At 51.5% G+C, this 23919-nt stretch carries 19 protein-coding genes; 5 read left to right on the plus strand and 14 right to left on the minus strand.

Annotated features, from left to right (window positions below; translation table 11 throughout):
• The first annotated feature begins 8 nt into the window (after positions 1 to 8).
• The 4 genes from NSU14_RS22095 (at position 9) to NSU14_RS22110 (ending at position 5556) form a co-directional block, all read left to right on the plus strand.
• The gene (locus NSU14_RS22095) at positions 9 to 1520 is read left to right on the plus strand and encodes an efflux RND transporter periplasmic adaptor subunit (RefSeq protein WP_340947357.1); all 1512 of its coding nucleotides are present in this window, start codon (positions 9 to 11) and stop codon (positions 1518 to 1520) included.
• Positions 1517 to 2218: an ABC transporter ATP-binding protein gene (locus tag NSU14_RS22100; protein ID WP_076242620.1), complete on the plus strand. Its 702-nt coding sequence runs from the start codon at positions 1517 to 1519 to the stop codon at positions 2216 to 2218. The genes NSU14_RS22095 and NSU14_RS22100 overlap by 4 nt, the downstream gene beginning before the upstream one ends.
• Positions 2215 to 3387, plus strand: coding sequence for an ABC transporter permease (locus NSU14_RS22105; RefSeq protein WP_039310234.1), 1173 nt, complete (start codon positions 2215 to 2217; stop codon positions 3385 to 3387). The genes NSU14_RS22100 and NSU14_RS22105 overlap by 4 nt, the downstream gene beginning before the upstream one ends.
• A gap of 564 nt (positions 3388 to 3951) precedes the next feature.
• On the plus strand, positions 3952 to 5556 hold the full coding sequence (locus tag NSU14_RS22110) for a diguanylate cyclase domain-containing protein (protein ID WP_052421739.1): 1605 nt from the start codon (positions 3952 to 3954) through the stop codon (positions 5554 to 5556).
• Positions 5557 to 5634: 78 nt separating this feature from the next.
• On the opposite strand, the gene NSU14_RS22115 is transcribed toward NSU14_RS22110, so the two are convergent.
• Both NSU14_RS22115 and NSU14_RS22120 read right to left on the minus strand, forming a co-directional pair.
• Positions 5635 to 6579, minus strand: coding sequence for an alpha/beta hydrolase (locus NSU14_RS22115; RefSeq protein WP_076242618.1), 945 nt, complete (start codon positions 6577 to 6579; stop codon positions 5635 to 5637).
• A gap of 37 nt (positions 6580 to 6616) precedes the next feature.
• Positions 6617 to 7471: an SDR family oxidoreductase gene (locus NSU14_RS22120; protein WP_076242617.1), complete on the minus strand. Its 855-nt coding sequence runs from the start codon at positions 7469 to 7471 to the stop codon at positions 6617 to 6619.
• A 175-nt stretch (positions 7472 to 7646) separates the two neighbouring features.
• Here NSU14_RS22120 and NSU14_RS22125 point away from each other — a divergent pair, with 175 nt between their 5' ends.
• Complete coding sequence (locus NSU14_RS22125) at positions 7647 to 8024, plus strand: MerR family transcriptional regulator (protein ID WP_039310237.1); 378 nt, start codon at positions 7647 to 7649, stop codon at positions 8022 to 8024.
• A gap of 83 nt (positions 8025 to 8107) precedes the next feature.
• On the opposite strand, the gene pulA is transcribed toward NSU14_RS22125, so the two are convergent.
• From pulA to NSU14_RS22185, 12 genes are all read right to left on the minus strand, one after another.
• Complete coding sequence (gene pulA / locus NSU14_RS22130) at positions 8108 to 10510, minus strand: type I pullulanase (RefSeq protein WP_076242616.1); 2403 nt, start codon at positions 10508 to 10510, stop codon at positions 8108 to 8110.
• A 411-nt stretch (positions 10511 to 10921) separates the two neighbouring features.
• Positions 10922 to 11995 carry an IS200/IS605 family element RNA-guided endonuclease TnpB gene (gene tnpB / locus NSU14_RS22135; RefSeq protein WP_340947358.1) on the minus strand — a complete coding sequence of 358 codons (1074 nt, stop codon included), beginning with the start codon at positions 11993 to 11995 and terminating at the stop codon, positions 10922 to 10924.
• A gap of 9 nt (positions 11996 to 12004) precedes the next feature.
• On the minus strand, positions 12005 to 12403 hold the full coding sequence (gene tnpA / locus NSU14_RS22140; protein ID WP_156123092.1) for an IS200/IS605 family transposase: 399 nt from the start codon (positions 12401 to 12403) through the stop codon (positions 12005 to 12007).
• 154 nt (positions 12404 to 12557) lie between these two features.
• Positions 12558 to 13799, minus strand: coding sequence for an MFS transporter (locus NSU14_RS22145; RefSeq protein ID WP_256703743.1), 1242 nt, complete (start codon positions 13797 to 13799; stop codon positions 12558 to 12560).
• 181 nt (positions 13800 to 13980) lie between these two features.
• The gene (ptsP, locus tag NSU14_RS22150; RefSeq protein WP_042135030.1) at positions 13981 to 15693 is read right to left on the minus strand and encodes a phosphoenolpyruvate--protein phosphotransferase; all 1713 of its coding nucleotides are present in this window, start codon (positions 15691 to 15693) and stop codon (positions 13981 to 13983) included.
• Positions 15686 to 15961 (minus strand): HPr family phosphocarrier protein, encoded by a 276-nt coding sequence (locus NSU14_RS22155; protein ID WP_039309348.1) that lies wholly within the window; start codon positions 15959 to 15961, stop codon positions 15686 to 15688. The genes ptsP and NSU14_RS22155 overlap by 8 nt, the downstream gene beginning before the upstream one ends.
• A 98-nt stretch (positions 15962 to 16059) precedes the next feature.
• A complete protein-coding gene (ptsG, locus tag NSU14_RS22160; RefSeq protein ID WP_042135028.1) occupies positions 16060 to 18117 on the minus strand; it encodes a glucose-specific PTS transporter subunit IIBC in 2058 nt (685 codons plus the stop codon).
• 241 nt (positions 18118 to 18358) lie between these two features.
• Complete coding sequence (gene glcT, locus NSU14_RS22165) at positions 18359 to 19237, minus strand: glucose PTS transporter transcription antiterminator GlcT (RefSeq protein WP_076242614.1); 879 nt, start codon at positions 19235 to 19237, stop codon at positions 18359 to 18361.
• A 141-nt stretch (positions 19238 to 19378) separates the two neighbouring features.
• Positions 19379 to 21007, minus strand: coding sequence for a hypothetical protein (locus NSU14_RS22170; RefSeq protein ID WP_340947359.1), 1629 nt, complete (start codon positions 21005 to 21007; stop codon positions 19379 to 19381).
• On the minus strand, positions 20991 to 21698 hold the full coding sequence (locus NSU14_RS22175; protein ID WP_336103832.1) for an ABC transporter ATP-binding protein: 708 nt from the start codon (positions 21696 to 21698) through the stop codon (positions 20991 to 20993). The genes NSU14_RS22170 and NSU14_RS22175 overlap by 17 nt, the downstream gene beginning before the upstream one ends.
• A gap of 89 nt (positions 21699 to 21787) precedes the next feature.
• Positions 21788 to 23362, minus strand: coding sequence for a flotillin family protein (locus tag NSU14_RS22180; RefSeq protein ID WP_042135020.1), 1575 nt, complete (start codon positions 23360 to 23362; stop codon positions 21788 to 21790).
• A complete protein-coding gene (locus tag NSU14_RS22185) occupies positions 23362 to 23898 on the minus strand; it encodes a protease (RefSeq protein WP_340947360.1) in 537 nt (178 codons plus the stop codon). The genes NSU14_RS22180 and NSU14_RS22185 overlap by 1 nt, the downstream gene beginning before the upstream one ends.
• Between the last annotated feature and the right edge of the window lie 21 nt (positions 23899 to 23919).

Below are 23919 nucleotides of genomic sequence, written 5' to 3' on the forward strand. Positions count from 1 at the left end.
GGATCGGAATGAAAAAGAAGAAGAAAATGATTATCGCCTCAGCCGTTGTTGTTATTGCTATTGCAGGTATTCTGGGCTATGTATTATGGCCGGATCAGAACCCGCAGGTCAATGCCGCTCCCATGAACACCTCAATGGTGACCAAGGGAAATATCCTCGTTGGTGTCTCCGGCTCTGGTTCCGTTTCGGCAATCAACAGTGAGAGCATCCGCACCAAAGAAGCCGGTGAAGTGGATACAGTCATGGTTAAAAAAGGCGATGTCGTCAAAAAAGGCGATGTGCTGATTACCTTTGTGGCGGGCGATTTCAACGACAAGCTGAAGGAAGCCAACAAATCGCTGGAGAACCTCAAAACCGAGCTTACGAACAAGCAGGAAAACTACAAAACGATCGCGATGAATAATGCTACAGATGAAGAGCTGGAATCGGCAAAAACAGCTATTGATAAAGCCAAAAGCGATATTGCCGATCAACAGGATTCCATTGCTGCCATCTATGAGGATATGGTTCCGCCAGATCCGTTAACGGCTCCTATCGACGGAACGATTACAGCTGTAAATATTACGGACGGCGAACAGGCTCAGAATGGTACAGAGCTGTTCACCATGACTGACTACGTTAATTTGAGCGTAACTGTACAGGTGGATGAACTGGATATTCCTCAGATCAAGCTGGATCAGGTGTCAACGATTACGCTGGATGCGCTTGAGGATAAAGAGTTTGCCGGCAAGGTTATTGATATCGCCAAGGAAGGAACCTCCTCAAACGGCGTCTCCCTGTTCAATGTCACTGTAGGCTTGAATAACTCTGAGGGAGTACTGGTCGGCATGTCCGCAGAAGTGGCGATTACCATTGAAGAGAAAAATGATATTCTGACCGTGCCGATCGAGGCGGTATCCGAAGTGAACGGCAAATACTACGTGAATGTACCTGTGACCGAAGGCGGAGAATCTGCGGCAACGGACAGCGGTGCCGCAGGCGGTCAGGCTCCGAGCGGCGATTTGGTGGGCGGTCAGGCTCCGGGCGGTGATGTGGCAGGCGGGCAAGCTCCGAGCGGTGATGCGGCGGGCGGTCAGGCTCCGAGCGGTGATGTGGCAGGCGGCCCTCCTAGCGGTGAATGGCAAGGCGGAGAAGGCCAGACCGGCGGCCGGGGCATGCGCAGCGGCGGTTACGGCGGCGGTGGTGGTGGCGGCTACGGCGGAGGCGAGTTCCCGGGCGGCGCATCCGGCGGCAGAACCGCAGCAAGCTTAGCATCCGGCCAGAAACGGGTTGCCGTAGAGGTAGGCATCCACAATGAGAGCAGCATCGAAATCGTGAGCGGCTTAAATGAAGGTGATGAAGTGATCATTCCTACTGTGATCTCTACAGGCAACACTTCCACCCAGCAGACACAGATGCAAGGCGGTATGGGCGGCGGCTTCGGCGGTGGCGGAATGACCGGCGGCTTCACTGGCGGCGGTGCTGGGGGCGGAATGACGGGCGGCGGAGGCGGCTTCTCCGGAGGCGGTGGCGGACGATGAGCACCTCCGAACCGTTAATCCGGGTTCAGAACATGCAGCACAGCTATACCATGGCCGGAGAATCAATGGCGATACTCAAGGGCCTGACCTTCAACATCGATTACGGTGAGTTTGTTGCGATCATCGGACCCTCAGGCTCGGGCAAGTCGACCCTAATGAACATGCTGGGATGCCTGGATGTTGCTAATGAAGGTGATTATTTCCTGGACGGCCAGGAAATCCGCAAGCTGTCAGACAACAAGCTGGCCCAGATCCGCAACGAGAAAATCGGCTTTATCTTTCAAAACTTCAATCTGCTGCCGAAATTATCGGCAGTAGAGAATGTGGAGCTGCCCCTTATCTACCGGGGAATGTCTCACCGGGAACGCCGAGAGGTTGCCCGCAATGCTCTGGTCAGGGTAGGCCTGGAGAGCAGAATTGATCATCGTCCGTCCGAGCTGTCCGGGGGTCAGCAGCAGCGTGTGGCAATCGCCCGCGCCCTTGCCGGCACTCCTCCTATCCTGCTTGCCGATGAACCGACTGGTGCGCTTGATTCCAAGACAGGTAAGGAAGTTCTGGAGATGATCAAGGCGCTTAATGAACAGGGACATACTATTATTCTAATCACGCATGACCTTGAAATCGCCGAGCAGGCCAAACGGATTATCCGGATTCAGGACGGGGATCTCGTTGAGGATCGGAAGGTGTCCCACTCATGATGTTGTATCAAAGCATGAAAATGGCTTTTAAAAGTATTCTCAGCAGTAAAATCAGAGCCTTCCTCACAATGCTGGGCATCATTATCGGTGTATCCTCAGTAATCGCCCTCGTCTCGGTAGGACAGGGTACGACTTCGCAGATTACGGAATCCTTAAGCTCTCTTGGAACCAACCAGCTGACGGTTAACATTATGGGACGCGGGGCAACGACTTCCTTAACCTACGAGGAAGCTCTGGCACTTGGAGAGATTGAAGGGGTGGAGAATGTATCTCCCGTAATCACGGGGAATGTTACCGCCAAGAATGGGACCGAGAACGTTTCAGTATCCGTTGAAGGGATAACACCTGCCTATGAGGAAGTCCAGGATTTCCATGTGCAATCCGGACGGTTTCTGCTGGAGATTGATACAGATTACCGTCAAAAGGTAGCCTTGATCGGAACAGATACGGCTGAGGATCTGTTCGGCACGGATGACCCTGTGGGCCAAAAGGTACAGCTCAACGGAAGCAGCTTCAAAATCGTCGGTCTGCTGGAGAGCAAAGGCTCAACCAGCGGCGGCTCCAGCGACGAGAAGATTCTGATTCCTATTTCAACCGCTGAACGGTTCCTGCAGAGTAAGGGGGTCCGCTCGATTACCATCACAACTACTTCCAACGATAATGTGGAGGATGTAAAAACCGAGCTGGAGTCTACGCTCGATGCCAAATTCAGCGGTGCGGAGAACTCCTACTCTGTCTTCGATTCTCAGGAAATGCTGGAAACGGTAAACGAGACCAGTGATACGCTCTCTATGGCACTTGGCGGCATTGCCGGCATTTCCCTGTTCGTCGGCGGCATAGGAATCATGAATATCATGATTGTCTCCGTTAACGAGCGGACGCGGGAGATCGGAATCCGCAAGGCAATCGGGGCCAAAAAAATCAACATCATGATGCAATTCATGATTGAGTCTGTAGTCTTAAGCGGAACAGGGGGCCTGATCGGAGTCGGGCTGGGGCTTGGTGCCAGCTGGGCCGTGGGGAAATATACAACCATGAATGTGGCGACATCCTGGAACATGGTCCTGATCTCCTTCACATTCTCCCTGATCATCGGAGTTGTCTTCGGAATGATCCCTGCTAACAAGGCAGCCAGAATGCGGCCTATCTACGCGCTGCGAAACGATTAGCATTCCTGTATTAACGAGCCTTATATCTTATTTACTCCATCCGTCCGTCTCACATTTGGTTGAGGCTGGCGGATTTTCCTGTTCCATCCAACCCCTCCGGGTAAACTGGAGCTGTTTCAGCAAAATTAACTTTTAATTGATCCCGGGAGGGTATCGTTTGCAATAAATGTGGGTAATAGGTCTCAAGGGTAGAATACTTATAGTAGTCAGTTATACATAAATCTTCGTATAAGTAGCACGTTATATGTCTCAAGCAATTTCCTTCCCGGTTTCCCGGTTCGCTTGACGACCCGTAAACCCGGCAGCAGGAGATGATGAGGCTTATTATTTTTTTCAGCAATTGCTCTGCATGAAGGTAGTCCTATATACTGGTGAAAAGAAACCGCGGTTAAACCGGGATTTTTTCTTTCATTTCCCTCCTTCTTCCCCTGCTTTTAGGACTCGCTAACATAAACTCTCTTTATCATGCCAGCAAACAGCCATTTGCCGCATAAGGATAAATTCCGCATGCACCCAAGGTACACCAATGAGATTCGCAAAGTTCTATGCGGGGAGAGGATGACAGTGGCAGTTTTTTCCGAAATCACAAGTACACGCAGATTAATCCTATTATTCACATCCATCTCCGTTCTTTTGGTTGGCGTCAGCGTTGCCTCCCTGTTATATCTGAATTATACGATGAATAAACTATCGGATTCCTTATACAGTGATGTATACCAGAACTCCGAGCTCGTGCTGAATGCCGACCGTGATCTGCATCAGTCTGCCATCGCGCTTCAGACTTCGCTCAGCGGCAATATAACCGATGCGCAGCGCAGTGTGCTCTCGCAGGAGTTCGAGGACAATAATGCCCAGGCGCAGCAGCGGGTCAGTACTGCCCGTTATAATCTGGATTCTGTAGAGAGTCCATACAATGGAATGAAGCAGAGTGAGTTGCTGCTGGGTGAGCTGAGAAGTGAGCTGGAGCAGTTCGAGACCTCACTAGAGCTCTGGAAGGATAGCGGAAGGGAACTGATCTCGCAGCGGGTCCAGAGTGATTGGAACCCCGCGGCCTACTCCCCGCTGGCCGTTCATACCCAGCTCACCCAGGTAAGGGGGACGCTGGATACCGCCGAGGGTCTGATTGACAGCTATGCCCGGCAGGTTATTCTCGAGTTCAAGAATCTGAAAAGCTCGCTGTTTGCCGTCTATTCAGTATTCCTGTTCCTGCTGGTCCTGGTTATTATTTATCTCTGCCGCAGACTCATCTCATTGCAGAATGAAATGCTGGAAGAGAAATCACTATACCAGCTGATCGGCGAAACCATGTCCGATTTCATTATTTTGACCGATCACAATGGCCTGATCCTGTACGCATCCCCATCACATTCAAGTGTACTTGGGTATGTTCCAAGCAAGGGCGCCCCTCTCTCCAATTATATCCGCGAAGCCGAGATCTCCTGGGCCAAGCTGAAGAGTGTAGTTCAGGCTTCACCGCGGATTTCCGAGCTGCGTATGCGTTCGGCAGAAGGGCACTGGGTATGGCTGGAGACCAAAGTCACACCTATTCCGGGAAGCCGGGCTTTCCCTGCACAATTCATGCTGGTATCGCGTGAGATTACCCAGCGCAAGCAATATGAGGAACGGCTGCACAAGCTGGCCTTCTATGATCATTTGACTGCCATTCCCAACCGGGCACATTTCAAAATGTACATGGAGAATCTGATTAACCAGCCGGAGGAGCGCCGGCAGGAGATTGCCGTAGCCCTGCTGGATTGCGACCGGTTCAAGCAGCTGAATGATACGCTGGGCCATCTGGCAGGCGATGAATTCCTGCAGTTGCTCTCACGGGAGCTGCAGCAGACCGTTAAGGGCTCAGGCCAGGCGTTCCGCATCGGCGGTGATGAATTCGCGGTGGTGCTGCACCGGTTCACAAGTCCGGAAATGCTAGATGAAATGCTGGCGCGTCTGCTCCAGCTGTTCAATAAATCCTGGTCGGTCAACAAAGGCTCCAGCTTCCATACCTCTGCCAGCATTGGTGTAGCCCTCTATCCACAGCATGGCAGCAGCATCAATGATCTGCTCCGCGCCGCCGATCTGGCCATGTACCGCTCCAAGAATCATGGCGGCAATGAGGCCAATCTGTACAGCGAGAATGTGGATGAAAAATACACCCGCCAGCCGAAATAGCCTAAGCCCTTAGATAGAGGGGGCGCATTCCATAGCGAATGCGCCCCCTCTATCTGTTATGCTGAAGAAATCAGCTGTTTATTTGTATAAGGCATGCTTCAGAGCCGTGTAATATTCTTGCACAACTCTCTGGCTGATCTCCGCAGAAGGAAAGTATTCTTCGAACCCATGAAAACATCCGGGGTACAAATGAAATTCAGTCGGCACACCCGCCTGCGTGAGCCTTAACACATACTGAATCGTTTCATCGCGAAACGGATCTAAGTCACCGACGCAGGTGTATGTGGGCGGAAGTCCTGACAAATCGTCTGCCCGTGCCGGAGCGGCATACGGGGATTCTTGGCCTTGTTCTCCTAAGTACATTTCCCAAGCCAATTGGCTTTTGGCTCTGTTCCATACTCTGTCATCTGTTATTTCGTTACTGGACCTTGTAAGGAGCTGATCGTCAAGCATCGGATAGAGGGGCATTTGAAACATAATCGGAGGGCCGTTTCTATCTCTTGCCAGCAGGGAGAGAGCAGCCGTCAATCCGCCGCCGGCGCTTGGGCCGAATACTGCGATTCTGGATGAATCGCTTCCCAGTGATTCTGCGTTTTCGGAGAACCAGGTGAGTGCAGCATAGCAATCTTCGAGAGGAGCCGGAAACGGATGCTCCGGAGCCAGCCGGTAATCCACAGAAACAATGACACAGTCGAGCTCTGATACCAGCTGCTGCAGGGTAAAGTCCATCATATCGGCGGACCCCAGAATATATCCTCCGCCGTGAATATATAAGACACCCGGGAGAGATTGATTTTTCACTCTGGGCTCGTATATTTTGATGCGGACATCCGGCGCTCCTTCTGCACCTGGAACCTTTCTTTCTGAGATCAGCACTTCATCATTAAAGGGCAGAGATGCCGCCATTCCGGCAGTAAACTCCTGCATCTCTTTCCTCTGGGCTGCCAAATTCTCTCGCGTATATACAACTTTTGGTAGAGCAGCAAACATATTTTGAAGTTCCGGATGTACTTTATCCTCCATTGTCCAACCATCCTTTGTGAAGCAGAATTAGTATTCTTTATTGAATACCGGCTTGTCCATTTCGCCACGCTGTTTGCCCCAACAGCTCCCGCATGGTCTTCATGTACTTCTCTTCCGACTGGGACCATCTCAGCCCGGCTGTTTCTTCAGCGTCCGGACCTGCCAGATAGCGCAGCCGCTCAGACGGATCGCATGCAGCGGCATACACCTGATCTGCAGCCTGATTCTCATCTGAACTCTCAAACGGATAGTCCAGCATACAGTTCATCATATGTTCGTAATAAGGCTGGTACGCTTGCGGAACGGACAGGTTTTGAGTTGCGGCCATGGTGTTCGATGAGAAATTCGTAGTGATCATGGCTCCGGGTTCCACAAGCTTGACGGAGATATTCTGTGATTCCAGCTCGTACGAGAGTGATTCGGACAGCCCCTCAATGGCATGCTTGGTTGAGACATATACGGCCAGAAGCGGGTTGGAGGCAAAACCTACGTTTGAAGTGATATTGATGATTGTGCCGCCGCCTTCTTCGCGGAAATAAGGGGTGATTGCCTGAATGACGTTCATGACACCGAAGACATTCGTCTCGAAAATCCCGCGGGTAATGTCCATGGGGGTTGCCTCAAATATCGAGAGGATACTGACTCCGGCGTTGTTCACGACGGCGTCGATCCGGCCGAACCTGTTGATCCCTGCCGCAATGGCCGCCTCGATGGAAGCGGGCTTAGTAACATCAAGCCCGGTGACGAAAATCCGTTCGGGATTCTCCTCAGTCAAGCGCTGGTCCGGTTTGCGCATCGTCGCAATCACATTCCATCCTTCCTTCGCAAACTTCTTCGCTGTTGTATTTCCCAGTCCGGTCGAACTCCCGGTGATCAACACTGTTTTGGGCATTGAACATCCTCCTCATTAGTTTGTTGCTGCTCTCTCAGCTTAGCGGATTGAAGCGGCTCTAAGTCAAATCTATCAATTCAAGCCTTTTATATAGGGATAATATGGACTGGAGGCAAGTCCGGATTGTAGAATATACTAGAGTCACTCTAACATTCAATAGGCGGTGAAACATCTTATGGCGTATACGATTAGGGATATCGTTGAGAAAACGGGCATTACTGCATATACATTGCGTTATTATGAGAAGGAAGGCGTATTGCCGGCTGTTGACCGGGATACAAACGGGGTCCGCCAATTCAACGATCACTACATCGAGTGCGTTGAGACGGTTCAGGCTCTTCGTTCGACAGGGCTGCCGCTGTCAGAAATAAAACAATACGTTGAGCTGTACAAGCGCGGAGATCGTACACTGCACCTGAGAAAAACGATGCTGTTCACCCAAAAGAGCAAAGTGGAGGAACAATTAACACGGATGATAAAAATGCTGGAAAAGATCAATTACAAGCTCGCTTTAATCGATGCCCAAGAAAACAAGTTTGACAGACTTCCCTGATAAGTGAATTTTCATGGTGTGCCTTATAAAAAAAGCTGATCTGCCGTCCCCCGCGGGACGATACAGATCAGCTCTTATTCTATTTAACTGGTTCGCTGCAGCGGATCAGCCGCCTCACCGTCGTGCTCCAGCTTACGTTCCCGTATGGTTACTTTCAACACCTGCTCCTCGCTGCCGGAGCAGTCGATGAAGCGGTCTCCGGTACCGTCCTTCTCCTCCCAGTCATTCAGCCGGAGGATGTACCCGATAGACGCTGTGCCTGTCAGCACCTCGATCCGCGCTACTGCGTGACCGTCCTCCATGTGCTGGAAGTCCCGTTGTCCATCCTGAATGCCTGTACCCCATACCCAGAGATTCCAGCCCCGGTAATCGCCGTCCGGCCGTTCATAATGAACTTCGACTACCTTGGATCTCGGTTCAGGCTCGCCGTATTTATCGTAGAGCACCATCATAGACAGCCCGGCCACTTCAATACTGCCGTTCTCCGTCTGCCGGAAGGCCTCCGCTCCTGCATGGGTATGATCGACAACGATATTCCAGCAGCCGGAGGATTCAGGCAGACACTGGGTTACCGGTCCCATATTTGCATTGTAAATCACGACAATATTTTTCCAACCATCGCCGCCGGCATGATTCTTCAGCACATAGGCAATGACTCCGCTGTCACAGCGCAGGAACTCAAGGCTGCGCTCTATCTCCTGACGTCCATGCAGACGGAAAGCCGGATGTCCCCGCCGCAGCTCAATCAGTCCTTTGTAATATTGAAAGACGGGAATGAACTTCTTCTTGTTCTCCCAGCGGATGGCATTGATGCAGTCAGGACTGCGGTAGCTGTTATGGTCCCCGTATTTGCTGCGCAGAAGCTCATCACCGGCGTGCAGGAACGGTATTCCCTGCGAGGTCAGGATAATCCCGTTAGCCAGCAGAGAGCGCCGTACAGTCTCATTCTCCAGTACATCAAGGGTATCAATCGCGAAATACGGGTCAGCCTGCTCCACAGCGGTTTCCAGATCCCCGCCGCTCCGCAGCCTGCCATTCTCAAGCTCCAGTAAACGCGCTTCCTGGCGTAATCCCTGGGTAGCGAGAATTTTGTCCCACAGATTGAGATTATCATGTGCCGTTACATAGTTCACTGTCTCTACAGGCGAATCGGTGAACTCATGTATGGCCCCCTTGATCCCGGAAGCAACCGCACCTTCTTTACCGTATTCTCCGGTAGCGAAGCCCTTACCCCAGCCGTCACTGTCTCCCTTGATAGCAGACCGGAAGTTATCATTGAAGACGGCATAACCTTTGCCGCGCTGCACACCCTTCAGGGTCTTGGTGGCAAGCGGAGAGTCTCCGCCTGTCCAGGGCTCACCGTAGAGCAGCAGATTCGGATTAATCTCCAGCCGCAGCTCTTCCGTGATCTCGCGCATGGTCACACTGTCCATCAATCCCATCAGATCGAAGCGGAAACCGTCGATATGATACTCTGATGCCCAGTAGGACAAGGAGTCTTTAATGTATTTGCGGACCATCGGCTGCTCGGTAGCCAGCTCATTGCCGACACCCGAGCCGTTGGAGAGCCGTCCGCTATAGTCATGGCGGTAGTAATAATCCGGCACCAGCGGCTGGAAGGGCCCTTTTTCTATAGAATACGTATGGTTGTAGACCACATCCATAATGACAGAGATACCACGGCTGTGCAGGGCCTGCACCATCTCCTTGAACTCACGGATACGGGTAGGCGGACTGGCCGGGTCTGTGCTATATGAGCCTTCAGGTACATTATAGTGCTGAGGGTCATAGCCCCAATTGTAGTCTGTGAATAGCGGAGATCTCGGTGCTTCACCGGGAGCCTTCAGCTCATCCACCGTCTGGAAGTCGAATACCGGCAGCAGATGCACATGCGTAATCCCCAGCTCAGCCAGATGGTCTATGCCCAGTGCATGACCCGCAGCATCCCTCAGTCCCAACTCAGTGAACGCCTTGAATTTCCCCTTATGGGTAAGACCCGAGCTCTCATGAGCCGAGAAATCACGTACATGCAGCTCATAAATTACAGCATCAGCCGGATGCGGCAGAGCAGGAGAAGTGTCCTGATCCCAGCCAGCCGGATTCGTATCCTGCAAATCGATGACCGCCGTCCGCACACCATTAGCCGATACAGCCGTTGCATAAGGGTCTGCAGCTTCGTTGATGCTTCCGTCCGCAAATACAGCCCGGTACATATAATACCTGCCCTTAAGATCACCGGAAACCCTGACTTCCCAGATTCCACCGTCTGAGCGCTGCATGTTGATAATCCGGCCGCTGTCCTTGTAATCTCCGGTATGACCGGCTGAGATGCCATTCCCGCCGGTAGCATACAGCACCAGCGATACTGCAAACGCGGTCGGCGCCCAGACTTTAAACATACTGTACTCCGCAGAATACGTTAAGCCGAGGTCTTTGCCTTCATAGGTCTCCATTACTGATTCTGCATTTATATAATTGCTGCTCATTCATATTCACCATCCTAATGCTCTCTGCCATCCGGCCGAAAACTGATCACTCTATTACAACCAAGCTATTTCCACATATCACCAATCTAATACTTGCACGGCTCTGCAAGCGGGTATTGCTGAGAATTCTTACTTACGGTTCATCTTATAATATGTAACATTATGTTCACAGGTTTGGGTTACAGGGTAGAATTGCATCTGCTTGCTATATCCTATATCGGCATGAAGTCCCGGGTATTTAAGCTCATGAGGTGACCGCTGCGAATCTACCCGGAAGTATACTTGTCCTGCTGCCAAATAACAACTGGTGAACTACACACCACCTAAGAGGTGGGTGCTTCTTGGTCAATAGAGCTACTGCTCCAAGTTTACCCAAGCTTATAGGCTAGTTCCTAACCCGCTAAGGGCCATTTACATGGCTAGTTGTAGAAGATTCAGTGCCGCATTCCGGTCTCTGTCATGCTCCGTATGACAGGCAGGGCAGGACCACTCCCGTACGGCTAGGTTCTTTACTTCTGCATTTTTGTAGCCACAGCAGGAACACAATTGACTGCTTGCAAAGTGTTTGGGAGCAATGATTAATTCTCTGCCGTACCATTTCGCTTTGTAGGTCAGCATGTCTCTGAACAGGCTCCAAGACACTTCGGATATGGCTTTGGCTAACTTATGATTCTGCATCATGTTCTTTACACGCAAGTCCTCCATCACGATCACTTGGTTTTCGTTTATCATTTGGGTGGACGTTTTGTGTAAAAAGTCTTTCCGTTGATTCGCTATTTTTTCATGCAGTCTGGCGACCTTCAGCCTTGCTTTATACCGGTTACGGCTCCCTTTCTTCTTTCGTGACAAGTCCTTTTGCAGCTTGGCTAATCGTTGTTCAGACTTCCGCAAGTACTTCGGATTCGGTATGATTTCGCCATGTGAAGGAATCGCAAAGTCTTTCAACCCCAGATCCACACCGATCTTCGTCTCGAGTGGGGGCAATGGGATGATATCCGTTTCCACCAATACGGAAGTGTAATATTTTCCCGTGGGTGTTTTGGAAATGGTGCATGATTTAATACGTCCCTCGAATGGACGGTGCAGCTCGATTTTGATTTTCGTTTTTAGTTTGGGAATTTTGATCCTTCCCTCTGTAATGGCAATGGTTCCCTTCTGGTTATTGGTTGTGAAGCTATGGCTATTCTTCTTCTTGCTCTTGAATTTTGGAAATCCCGCGTTCGGTTCACGGAAAAAATTCTGATAAGCCTTCTCTAAGTGAAGCTGGGCATTGGCTAAGGCTAGACTATCCACTTCTTTCAGCCAGGCAAAATCCTTTTTGTATGGCGCAGGTGTCGTTTTGAGCATCGTTTCCGTTTGCTTGTAATGTTCAATCTTATCTGCAAGCATTCGATTGTAGATGAAGCGAACAGCGCCGAATACTTTAGTGAAGTACTGCTCTTGTTCATAGGTGGGATGGATTCGATACTTATAAGCCTTTAACACCTGCCCACCTCATTTCTGACCTTGAGATTCGATGTACTTCCGGATGACTTCAATCGGCGCACCGCCAGTCGTCAGTAGACAATAACTTCTGGACCAGAAATATTCCTTCCACAGCTGTTGACGAATTACAGGAAATTCTTTCTTAATTAGACGGGAGGATGCACTCTTATAAGCGTTCAGAAATTTAGAAATATCGCTATTGGGGTGAGCTTTCATTAGAATGTGAACATGATCCTTGTCATGCTTCCATTCCTGCAGGGTGATATTGTAATTAGGCTGAATAGACTCAAATATCTCTTGTAACCGATTCGAAATGTCATCGTCTATTACTTTTCTGCGGTACTTCACGACTAGAACAAGATGATAATGAAGAGAGAATACTGAATGATTATTTGTGTCTAATTCCACGGATATCACAACCCATTTCATAATACTACTGAATAGTTTTATTGTAATATTTTAGGTTGTATTTGTCTATGAGAAAGACCGCTGACATTCATCCCGCCACTTAGAGAAGTGGGGGAATTCTGACAGCTAACTGTTAAATGTTGTTTTGCTTCCTTTAGCGCTTACGCATGACCTTTCCGAACAGCGCCAGAATTGGAAGCAGCAGGAAGCCAGCAGCCAGAATGGAGGCCCTGATCGAAAAACGGCTGCCTATATAACCAACAACCGGACCGCCTGCGGACTGGCCGAGTGCATCCGATTGGCTAATCATCGACAGGACTGTTGCCCGGTTCCGGCTTGAAAGCTTCGAGTTCAGCCAGGTAGTGTAGATAGGATCGCTCACGGAGCCGGCCGCCCCCAGGAGAAGCACCGCAAAGATCGCGGCCGAGAAATTCGGCGCAAGCGCAAGCAGCAGGATGCAGCCCATGCGGATACAGGTCAGTATGAACAAAGCGGCAGAGACCTTTCGTTCCAGGAGCAGGTCCATTCTTTTCCCGGCAAAACGCACGGCCAGCATCCCCAACATTGTAGCCGCTGCACTGATCAGGCCGAACCATACCGCCATTGACACGGAGGCATCCGGGAAGCCGATTTCATCGATCAGGTGGATTTGCCACAGGCGGTCATACCCTTCAGACGCAGCCCCGTTAAATAATGTTACAACGGTCAGCAGCAGAAGCAGCGGGTGATGTCTGAGTACGGATACGCCGCTTACCCAGGTCTTGCCCAGTTCACGGATTGGTGAGGTGTGCGGCTCCCGCTCACGCCGGATAAAGCCCGTTTCCTTCATATAACGGATCAATACCAGCCCAAGTATGAAATAGACAGCCCCCCCTGCCAGAAACGGCATATTAGGCGCAAGCAGTGATAACCCTACACTGACAGCAATGCCCAGCAGAGATGCACTTAGCGCAAATACTTTGGAACGCATAAAAATTGCCCCCGTCTGCTCCTCATCCAGCTCGTCTACAATCCAGGCCGTGTCCGCCCCGCTGACAAACGTCCAGCCGATGCCATACAGCATCTGGGACATAAGCAGCCAGGCAAATGCAGGCAGCATGGAGGCCGGATGCATCATCCAGACAATACATCCTTCCAGTACAAAAGCACTTCCCAGCACGAACATTCCGATAATAACCGACAGCTTACGGCTGTATGTATCTGCTACAACACCTGTAATGCCTTCGAACACTAACACTGTTATCTCCAGAACCGTTCCAACCAGCACCAGCTGAAATGGATTTAACCCTAGCTCAGTGACGTAATAAATGCTGTAGGTTGTAAATATGGTGCTGCCCGCTAATGACATCATAAAAACCATGAACATATACAGCTGCGAGGCATTGAATTTCTGCAAAAATGGTTCCACCCTTCGGAAGTAATGGACTCATTATATATAATGCTGCCGGAATGGGCGGTTCCGTTCTTGCTGAAGTGGATGCATGCTCACAATTCAAAAAAAACCGGCCTCCTGTAACGGAGACCGGCTAAAGTAGTTGGAAAAGTGGAATTGCCTCAAACAGAAAACCAAAAACGAATTAATTCACACGGCTTTGCACAAGTGCGGCTACTTCCTCGGCAGTGCCGAGCTGCAGCGCCTGGGCAGCCATTTCCTTCATGTCAGCAGCAGACAGCTTGGCAATCTGGCTGCGTGCCGGAAGGATGGAGGTTGCACTCATGCTGAATTCATCCAGGCCAAGGCCGAGCAGCAGCGGAATCGCTGTAGCGTCGCCGGCCATTTCACCGCACATGCCGGTCCATTTGCCTTCGGCGTGTGCTGCATCAATGACGATTTTGACCAGACGCAGAATCGCCGGGTTATATGGCTGATACAGGTAGGATACCCGCTCATTCATACGGTCCGCAGCCATTGTATATTGAATAAGGTCATTGGTACCGATACTGAAGAAATCTACTTCTTTGGCGAACTGGTCAGCCAGTACAGCTGTCGAAGGAATCTCAACCATGATGCCCAGCTGGATGTTATCGGATACTTCCTTGCCTTCTTCACGCAGCTTGGCCTTCTCTTCCAGCAGCAGATCACGGGCTGCACGGAATTCGCCAAGAGTCGCGATCATCGGGAACATAATACGCAGATCGCCGTGGGCACTGGCTCTGAGCAGGGCACGCAGCTGGGTGCGGAAGATATCCTGACGGTCCAGACACAGACGGATGGCACGGAAACCTAGGAACGGATTCATTTCCTTCGGCAGATCCAGATAAGGCAGCTCCTTGTCGCCGCCGATATCCAGCGTGCGCACAACTACCGGCTTGCCTTGCATGTTCTCAAGCACGCTGCGGTAGGCATTGTATTGAATCTCTTCGGAAGGCAGCTTGTCGCGGCCCATATACAGGAACTCTGTACGGTACAAGCCTACGCCCTCGCCGCCATTCTCGATTACACCCGTTACATCATTCGGTGTACCGATATTGGCAGCCAGCTCTACATGCTTGCCGTCAGCCGACACGGTTGGTTCGTCGCGGAGCTTCTTCCACTCGGCAATCTGCAGATTGTAAGCTTCCTGCTTGGCGGTATATTCAGCGACTTCCGCTTCCGTAGGGTTGATTAGCACGTCCCCGTTCAGACCGTCGACAATAATCAGATCGCCGGCTTTGACGAGAGACAATACGTTCTTAGTTCCTACAACAGCCGGAATTTCCAGGGAACGGGCCATAATTGCGGAGTGGGAAGTACGTCCGCCGATATTGGTCGTGAAGCCCTTTACGAAATTACGGTTAAGCTGTGCTGTATCCGAAGGCGTCAGATCGAGTGCAATAACGATAACCTCTTCACTGATTTCAGCCGGGCTCACATAGTGAATGCCAAGCAGATGGTTCAGTACGCGTTTGGTTACGTCACGCATATCGGCTGCGCGCTCCTGAAGGTACGCGCTCTTCATGTTCTGGAACATTTCCACGAATTGATTAGCTACTTCATTCAAGGCATAGTCCGCATTAACCGATTCCTCGCGGATTTTATCCATTACAGGCGTGATCAGCTCGGGATCATCAAGAATCAGCAGATGGGATTCGAAGATCTCTGCTTTCTTCTCGCCGAGCTCTGCCAGTGTCCGCTCTTTGATGCTCTGCAGTTCGCCTCTGGATTTGTCCAGGGCGTCAGTCAGCTTCGCAAGCTCAGCGTCCACATCAGTGACCGCTGTTTTGGTAATGGTATAGTCCGGATGTTCCAGGATAAAGGCACGGGCTACTGCAATACCTGCGGAAGCCGCGATTCCTGAAATTTTACTCATGAACTTCTCCCAGCCCTTCTTTAACCATGATCTCCTGCAGTGCGCTGAGGGCTTCAGCTTCTTCACTGCCTTCAGTAATAAGGGTCAGGGTATCTCCTGCTTCAAGGCCAAGGGACAGAACGCCCAAGATGGATTTAAGGGTTACTTTTTTACCTTTGGCTTCCGCAAAAGCCTCAGTGCCTTTGAATTTTGTAGCTGTATTTACCAGCGCTGTTGCCGGGCGTGCGTGAATTCCATCTTCGTCAATGATTCTGAAAGTTGTTTGCATAATAATATCCAACTCGCTTTCTATTAATTAGGATAGTTGCTTATGGTGAAGGCCGCGCTCCCTTTAATTATAATGGAAGCGCTTCGCCTTTGCACATTTTACTGAATGGTGATGATATCCTTATCACCGATGGATACTTTGCCCGGTTTCTTCAGGGTGACAGAAGAGCCTTCAGGCAGGTTGGAGAAGATGACCGGAGAAATGACGGAAGGTGCATTGGCCTTCACATACTCCAGATCCACTTCCATAATCGGCTGTCCGGCAGCTACCAGATCGCCTTCTTCTACAAGAACCGTGAAGCCCTGGCCTTTAAGCTTAACGGTATTGACACCGATATGCACGAGTACTTCCTTGCCGCCGTCGGACATAATGCCGATTGCATGCTTGCTCGGGAAGACATTGAACACCTTGCCGTATACCGGCGAGGCAATCTTGCCGTCATCGGACAGGAAGGCGAAGCCGTCACCGGTCATTTTTTGCGAGAAGACCGCATCAGGAACCAGTGTAATATCCATCAGCTCGCCGTTTACAGGGGATACGATATCCTCAGGGATAATAGCCTCACCCTGCTCGCCGGCCTGCTTCTCAAGCTCCGGCTTCGGCGCTACAGGAGCAGCAGCCGGTGTTCTTCCGTTCATGACATCCTGAATCTGCGATTTGATGGTGTCCGAACGGGTACCGAAGATCGCCTGTACGTTGTTACCCACTTCCAGAACTCCAGAAGCACCCAGCTTCTTCAGCCGGTTCTTATCAACGCCCGCTTTATCCTTGACTTCAACACGAAGACGGGTGATGCAGGCATCCAGATGCGTAATATTCTCTTTGCCGCCCAGAGCGGACAGAATGTTGCGCGGCAGATCGTCGCCCGACTTCGATACACTCTCTGTGCTTATTTCTTCCTCGTCGTCAGATGCATCTTCGCGGCCCGGAGTCTTGAGGTTGAACTTGCGGATCACGAAGCGGAATCCAAAGTAGTAAATCACCGCGAGCACCAGACCTACCGGAATAACCAGCCACCAGGCTGTACGGTTCGGAATGACGCCGAACAGCACATAGTCGATGAAACCGCCGGAGAAGGTCATACCGATTTTGACATTAAGGATGTGCATGGTCATGAAGGAAAGACCTGCAAATACCGCATGTACAGCGAACAGCAGCGGAGCCACGAACAGGAATGAGAATTCCAGCGGCTCGGTAATACCTGTCAGGAACGAAGTCAGCGCTGCGGAAATCATCAAGCTTCCGACAACCCGTCTGTTCTCAGGTTTGGACTCATGATAGATCGCAAGGGCGGCTGCCGGAAGTCCGAACATCATGAACGGATATTTACCAGTGGTAAATGTACCGGCTGTGAAATCCACACCGTCACGAAGCTGCTGCATGAAGATCCGCTGGTCACCGCGGACCAGATCTCCTGCCTTGTCCACATAACTTCCGAATTCATACCAGAACGGCGAATAGAAGATATGGTGCAGGCCGAAAGGAATCAGGGAACGCTCGATGACCCCGAAGATAAAGGCCGACAGCGTCAGGTTGGTGTTGATCATACTCTGCGATACATAGTTCAGGCCGTGTTGGATCGGCGGCCATACCAGTGTGAGCGCAAGACCGAGAATCAGGGAAGTTACCGCAGTCATGATCGGTACGAAACGTTTACCCGCGAAGAAGCCGAGATAAGACGGCAGCTCTATACGGAAGAACCTTTTGTACATGGATGCGGCCAATATCCCCACCAGGATACCACCGAACACCCCTGTCTGCAACGTAGGAATCCCCAGCACGCTGGAGTAGGCGAAATCTTTCCAGGTCAGGACGTAGGCGTTGACGCCAACAACCGTACCCATGGTTACGTTCATAACCAGGAATCCGATGATAGCTGCCAGACCCGCTACACCTTCACCTCCGGCCAGCCCGATGGCTACGCCGACTGCGAACAGCAAGGAGAGATTATCAAATACAATTTGCCCCGAGTTCATCAATACGGTAGCAATAGCTTGAACTACATGATTTTCCAGTGCCGGCACATACTGCAGGAAATCCGGATTAACGAGCATGTTCCCGATCCCGAGCAGCAGCCCTGCTGCAGGCAGAATGGCAACGGGCAGCATAAGCGCTTTACCAACTCTCTGCAAAACGCCAAATAACTTTTTGAACATTGAGGTCACTTCCTAATCCTAAATTTCATTCAAAACAGAAGCCAAAAAAGGCATGAGCAATACAGCACACAGATTGTCGTCTAACGCTAACGTTAGAGTACCCCGAGTTGGGGCAAGACAACCATAATACTGTAAATCACTCATGCCTGATCGTATCAGTTACACGTTTGTATTCTGTTTTGTTAATAACAGGGATCATTGTAGCACTGATAATTTGAAGTTGCAAGCATTAATTAACAGGCTAAATGCTGTCCTGCTGTTCCATACCGGATTCATCTTCCTTCTTCTGGGCAAGACGCTGCAGATGAATCGTCAGATAACTCACCTCGGCAGGATATACCGGGATATGCACGCGCTGTTCGATAACCTTGGTCAGCTTCCAGGCAAGCATATACATCTCGGGATATTCACGTTTCATCAGCCCGTCAAGGGAGGAAGTCTCACGTACAGTCTCCCCCCGGCGCAGCCTCTCCAGCACAAAACGCAAATGAGTCACCAGACGTGAATAGTCCAGGGAGTCACGCGGAATGCGGTATTCGAGGTTATCCTCCACCAGTCCCACCATGTCCCCGATCAGCTGCGAATGCTGCTTAACCTCCGAGATATGCCGGTTGCTGAGTGCACTGACAATGTGAAGCGCCACAAAACCGATCTCATCCGGCGGCAGTGAAACCTTCATGGCTTCGTTAATCCGGTCCACTGCATATTCGGCCAGCCTGTATTCCTCCGGATAGATCTCCCGGGTCTCGTACAGAAAAGGATTATGTATGGCTATATGCTGTTCACTCCTGCGGATGGCAAAGGAAATATGGTCAGTGAGCGCGATATGGATATGCTCGTTAAGTGCCTGCCGGCTGCTCTGCATAATATGCAGGACGATCTCCTGGACCACCTCAATCAGCTTCTCGTCCACCTGGGGCACAAGCTGCTTATACTGCTCCTGCTCCTCCTGGCTCCGCAGGATGAACATTTTTTCCACAGAAGAGAGGTTGATCCGGTCCCGTGTCTTACGGTTGAAGCCGATACCCTTGCCAATGACCACTACCTCGGCATACTGGGGATGCTCGGCAATGATAACGTTGTTATTCAGTACCTTGGCCACTGTTATGCTGCTGCTCACTTGCGACACCTCTTTTAATTCTGAATACCCGATCTATTAAGGCAGCACGATACACGTATCAGCATGTGAAAATTAACCTTGAGCTACTATCATAACATCAAGAATCTCAAATTAGAAGTGTGCGGCAAAGAGCCGGGAGGCTCATTTCACCCGAAACGTCCGCCCAGAGAATTTGTAGACCAATATCAGGGCCGCCAGCATATAGACAACAGCAGAGAGTACTACGATAAAAGCAAAAATCCCTGGCTCGCTCTTGAACTGTATGGCTATAAAACCGGCTGCCAGCACGATACTGTTCACAATCGTAAAGAACGGATTCTTCACATTCAGCTCGGTACTGTACGGCTGGAAGATGTAATACATGAACAGATGATGCACCGAGAAGAACAGGGACAGTGCCACAATCGTCACGCAAAAGATAACCGCATCCGCTGCGCCCCAGTTCTCACCCGACAGCAGGATCAGTAGATTCACCCCCAGGCAGATCGCTGCCGCCGGAATCAGATTAAGCAGGCTGATGCGCAGCAGCCGGATCCGGAAGTTGCTCAGGATCGCCGACTGTTCACGGTAGAACCCGTAACGCAGCAGACTGAGATCACAGTTGTAGAACATAGCCTTGCAGACACGTTCACCGATGGAGGTGTAATTCATAAGGATCAGAAAGGTTGGCAAGGCACTGATCAGATAATGGGCCATTCTGTTAAAAGCTGCTTGTGAGAACAGCAGCGTCAGCAAAGCAGCTGCGAAGAGTGCGCCAATAATTACCAGACGCCGCTGCACCGGATGAATGAGTAACCGCCGGTGGCGCGAGAAAAAAATCGCATTAAGATAAGCATACCCGCTTTTACCTGCGAATTGTCCGGGGTTCAGTTGCTCCGCCGTGTACTGCTGCTCCCGGGTTGCGACATCCTTCACCCGCGCCTCCTTCATCATGCGTCCCATATCCAGCAGCGGATCATCAATTTTGGTAACGGCATCCACTGCATTGCGGTAATCCGGATAACGGGCGATGTAGACCGCACATAAGGCTCCCAGCACAGTGACACCAAGCACCAGAGGCAGACTGAACAACATGTGACTGTCCACCAACGCAAAGCCCGGGAGCAGAGGCACATAAGCCAGCAGGTAACCAGCACCAATGGCGGTCCAGACCCAGCTTGTTTTTTTGACAACCACAATGCCGTATTTATCAAAAATCCACAAATGCAGGGCCTCGCAGGCAATACGCCAGAAGGTCAGCAGCAGAGCAAGAACACCTCCCTGCCACAGCGGAGCCCCCAGAAGATTCCCGAAGACCATCAACGCCGGGATAAATGTTACCGCAAAGCTGATCCCGCGCAGCGTCAGCGTAACACGCATATATCTCTCCGCGGGGAGCCTCATCAGCTTCACGAAGATATACTTGTCCCGTTTGGGCTCTAGAATAACCGCGCTGGAAACTGCAGCGACCAGAAAGCTTAAACAGAGCAGGACCTGCAGGTACAGCTGATATTGTGCTGAAAGCGTTAAGGTTAATTCACTGCCTGCAAGCTTGACGGGCAAATAAACCATAAGCCCCAAATAGGCAAACTTGGACAAGAAAGCCCAGATGGCTTTGAGGATATAGACAATTACCGATAAAGTCCGCTTAAGCGCCGTCTCAGCATAGGCCGAGGCCGGTAACAGCTTGCCGATAACGGGGATTTTTCTGAAATAGAATATCAGCCGGTTAGCGCCGGACATCCCGCGAATCTCCATGATCGCCTTCAGCGTGCTAATCATGGTCTCCATCCTTCAGCAGCGCGATAATCTGCTCCTCGAATTCCGGACTGCGCAGCGTTTCCGCGGGAATCTCACGGAGTAAGCCATTATTCAGAATCACCAGCTCATCACAGAGATCGGCAGCCAGCTGCAGAATATGGGTGGAGAAAATAATAATATGCTTCTGCTTCATCTCACGCAGCAGCTTCTTGATCTCCAGCGCGACCACTACATCAAAGGAGGTCAGCGGCTCATCCAGCAGAATCAGCGGCGGCCGGGAAATGATGAAGCAGAGCATCTGGATTTTGTTCTTCATCCCGTGGGAGTAGCCTTTGATCAGGCGGTGGCGGTCCTCCTCCTCAAAACGGATGATATCAAAATACTCTTCGATACTTCTGCCCGGTTCAATTTTATCCTTATTGATATCCATGTAGAACTTCACGAACTCATAACCCGTTAAGAAATCCGGCAGAATCGGCAGGGAAAAGACATAGCCGATCTCCTCTTCGCGAAGCGGAAGACTCACTTCCTCCCGCCGCAGGAAAGCCCCGCCGCTGTCCATGCGTATCTCACCGCTGAGGCAGTTGAACAGTGAGGTTTTGCCGGCACCGTTGCGTCCCAGGAGCCCGTAAATCTTGCCTTGCTCGAAGGTGAAGTCAATTCCCTTCAGCACTTCCTTACCGTCAAAGCTCTTCCGTATATTATCCAAAATGAGCTCCATGCCTGCACCTCCGTTTCCTATTGCCCTAATTCTATAAAAAAGGTATGACAGGCGGTTAAACCTGCCGGCCATACCTCGGTGATACGCTATTATTCCTCTGGTTGTTCAACCGGGGCGGCCGGTGGTATTACGGCCGGTTTCGGTTTGCTTGGGAGGGCGGTTACTGGCGCTCCGGTATACTCGGCAGCTGCCGCCAGCTCCGGCTTGCCCTTAGTCTGGGTCAGCCCTTTAATCAGAGCCTCAACATCAATGCCGGACACACTTTTCAGCATCTCGGGGGCTGTCGCCATCAGCTGGGTCACATAATTGCTGACCCGGGCCGCACCTTCACCGTTGCCGGTATCCACAACAGTCAGCTTATCGATAGAAGCCAGCGGCTCGGCGATCTTTCCGGCCAGCTCCGGCAGCATTTTGACGATAATATCGAGTACCGCCGCTTCGCCGAACTTCTGGAAGGCTTCCGCCAGCTTCTCTTTGGCTTCCGCTTCGGCCAGACCGCGCAGGCGGATAACTTCCGCTTCCGCTTTACCTTTGGCCAGCTCGGCATCGGCCACCGCCTGCCCTTCCAGACGTTTCTGCTCGGAGGTAGCCTGAGCCTGCTTCTCAATACTATACTGAAGCGCATCGGCTTCACGCATCCGCTTGGCCTTGTCGGCTTCCGCCGCCTGCTCCACCGCGTAACGGTCCGCTTCCGCTTTCTTCTTCACTTCCGCATCATACTGCTTCTCGCGAACCTGGATTTCCTTGGTCTGCAGATCAATTTCGCGTTCCTTGCGGACCAGCTCGACCTTCATCTGCTCTTCAACCACCGTCTGCTTGGCCCGCGCCTCCTGAATATGGTACGCCTGGTCCGCTTCCGCTTTGGCGGTATCCTGATCACGTTTGAACGCCGCTACCTTCAGCTGGTTCTCCTTCGAGGCTTCGGCGATGTTGGTATCACGCAGCAGTTCTGCCTTCTGCCCCTGCTCTTCGGCATTGGCCTTCTGAATCCGCGCGTCACGCACTGCTTCGGCTTCGGCAATCTCTGCATCCCGCTTCACTGCAGCAATCCGCGGTTTACCCAGCGCTTCCAGATAGCCGTGCTTGTCACGCACATCCTTAATGGTGAACGAGACGATCTGCAGCCCCATTTTCTTCAAATCACGGGCCGCAACGCCTTGAACCTCCTGGGCGAAACGGTCCCGGTTGCGGTAGACCTCTTCAACGGTCATCGAGCCGAGAATCGCCCGCAGATGGCCTTCGAGCACTTCCTGGGCTTCGCTCTTCAGCGCCTCAATCGGCTTGCCCATGAACTGCTCGGCTGCCGTCGCCACATCCTCGGTCGAGCTGCCCACCTTGATGATCGCCACTCCATCGGCAATGACCGGAACGCCCTGCTCCGTGTAGACCTCCGGGGTCGTCACGTCTAGCTTGTGGGAGAGCAGTGACATGAACTCGGCCTTCTGGAAGACCGGCAGGATGAATGCACCGCCGCCGCGGACGATTTTGATTTTGCGGCCGGAGCCGTCATCTGAGATATGATTGCTGCCCAGGAAGGAACCGGTGACGATCATACCTTCATCAGGTCCTACCGTTTTGTAACGGGCCCAGAATGCAATCCCCAGTACAAATAATACAGCCACAACGACTGCGGGAATAAACAAAAAATCAGGAATACCGAACATTAAGAATCCACTCCTCTTCTGTCTTCGAATTCTGACACAAGGGCTACGCCCTCCCGGACCTCTACCACCACAACTTTAATGCCGGCCGGCAGCGGATGCTGTTCGAAGCTGGCTGCGGTATGCAGACTGTTGCCTGCACCGAATTTCACCATAATCTCACCATAGCCTGATGCAGGAACCGGAACCATAACCTCACCGATTCTTCCCGGCAGATCGTTCATGGAGAACCCGTTCGACATTTCGCTGTTCCTCATTGGCTTCACTACAACAAGATGCAGCACCACTCCCGTAAAAGCCGCAATCAGCAGGGACAAGGCAAGAATTGCGCCATCTTCCAGTCCGCTGTAGCGGCTAAGCAGCACCCCCGCTCCGCCGAACACTGTTACTCCGCCTGCCAAGATGGCAGGATTGACGAAATCAAAGGATACGAAGTCAAAAACCCCGTGCAGAGCGCCTCCGATCAGGTCGCCTACAAGTACACTGACTACGGCAAAAATAATGCCCAGCGCCAAACAGCCCAAATACAGCGTTTGCATGTTTGTCTCCTCCCGTCTTTA

It is taken from the genome of Paenibacillus sp. FSL R10-2771 (assembly GCF_038000205.1).
GTDB classification, from domain to species: Bacteria; Bacillota; Bacilli; order Paenibacillales; family Paenibacillaceae; genus Paenibacillus_AQ; species Paenibacillus_AQ phytohabitans.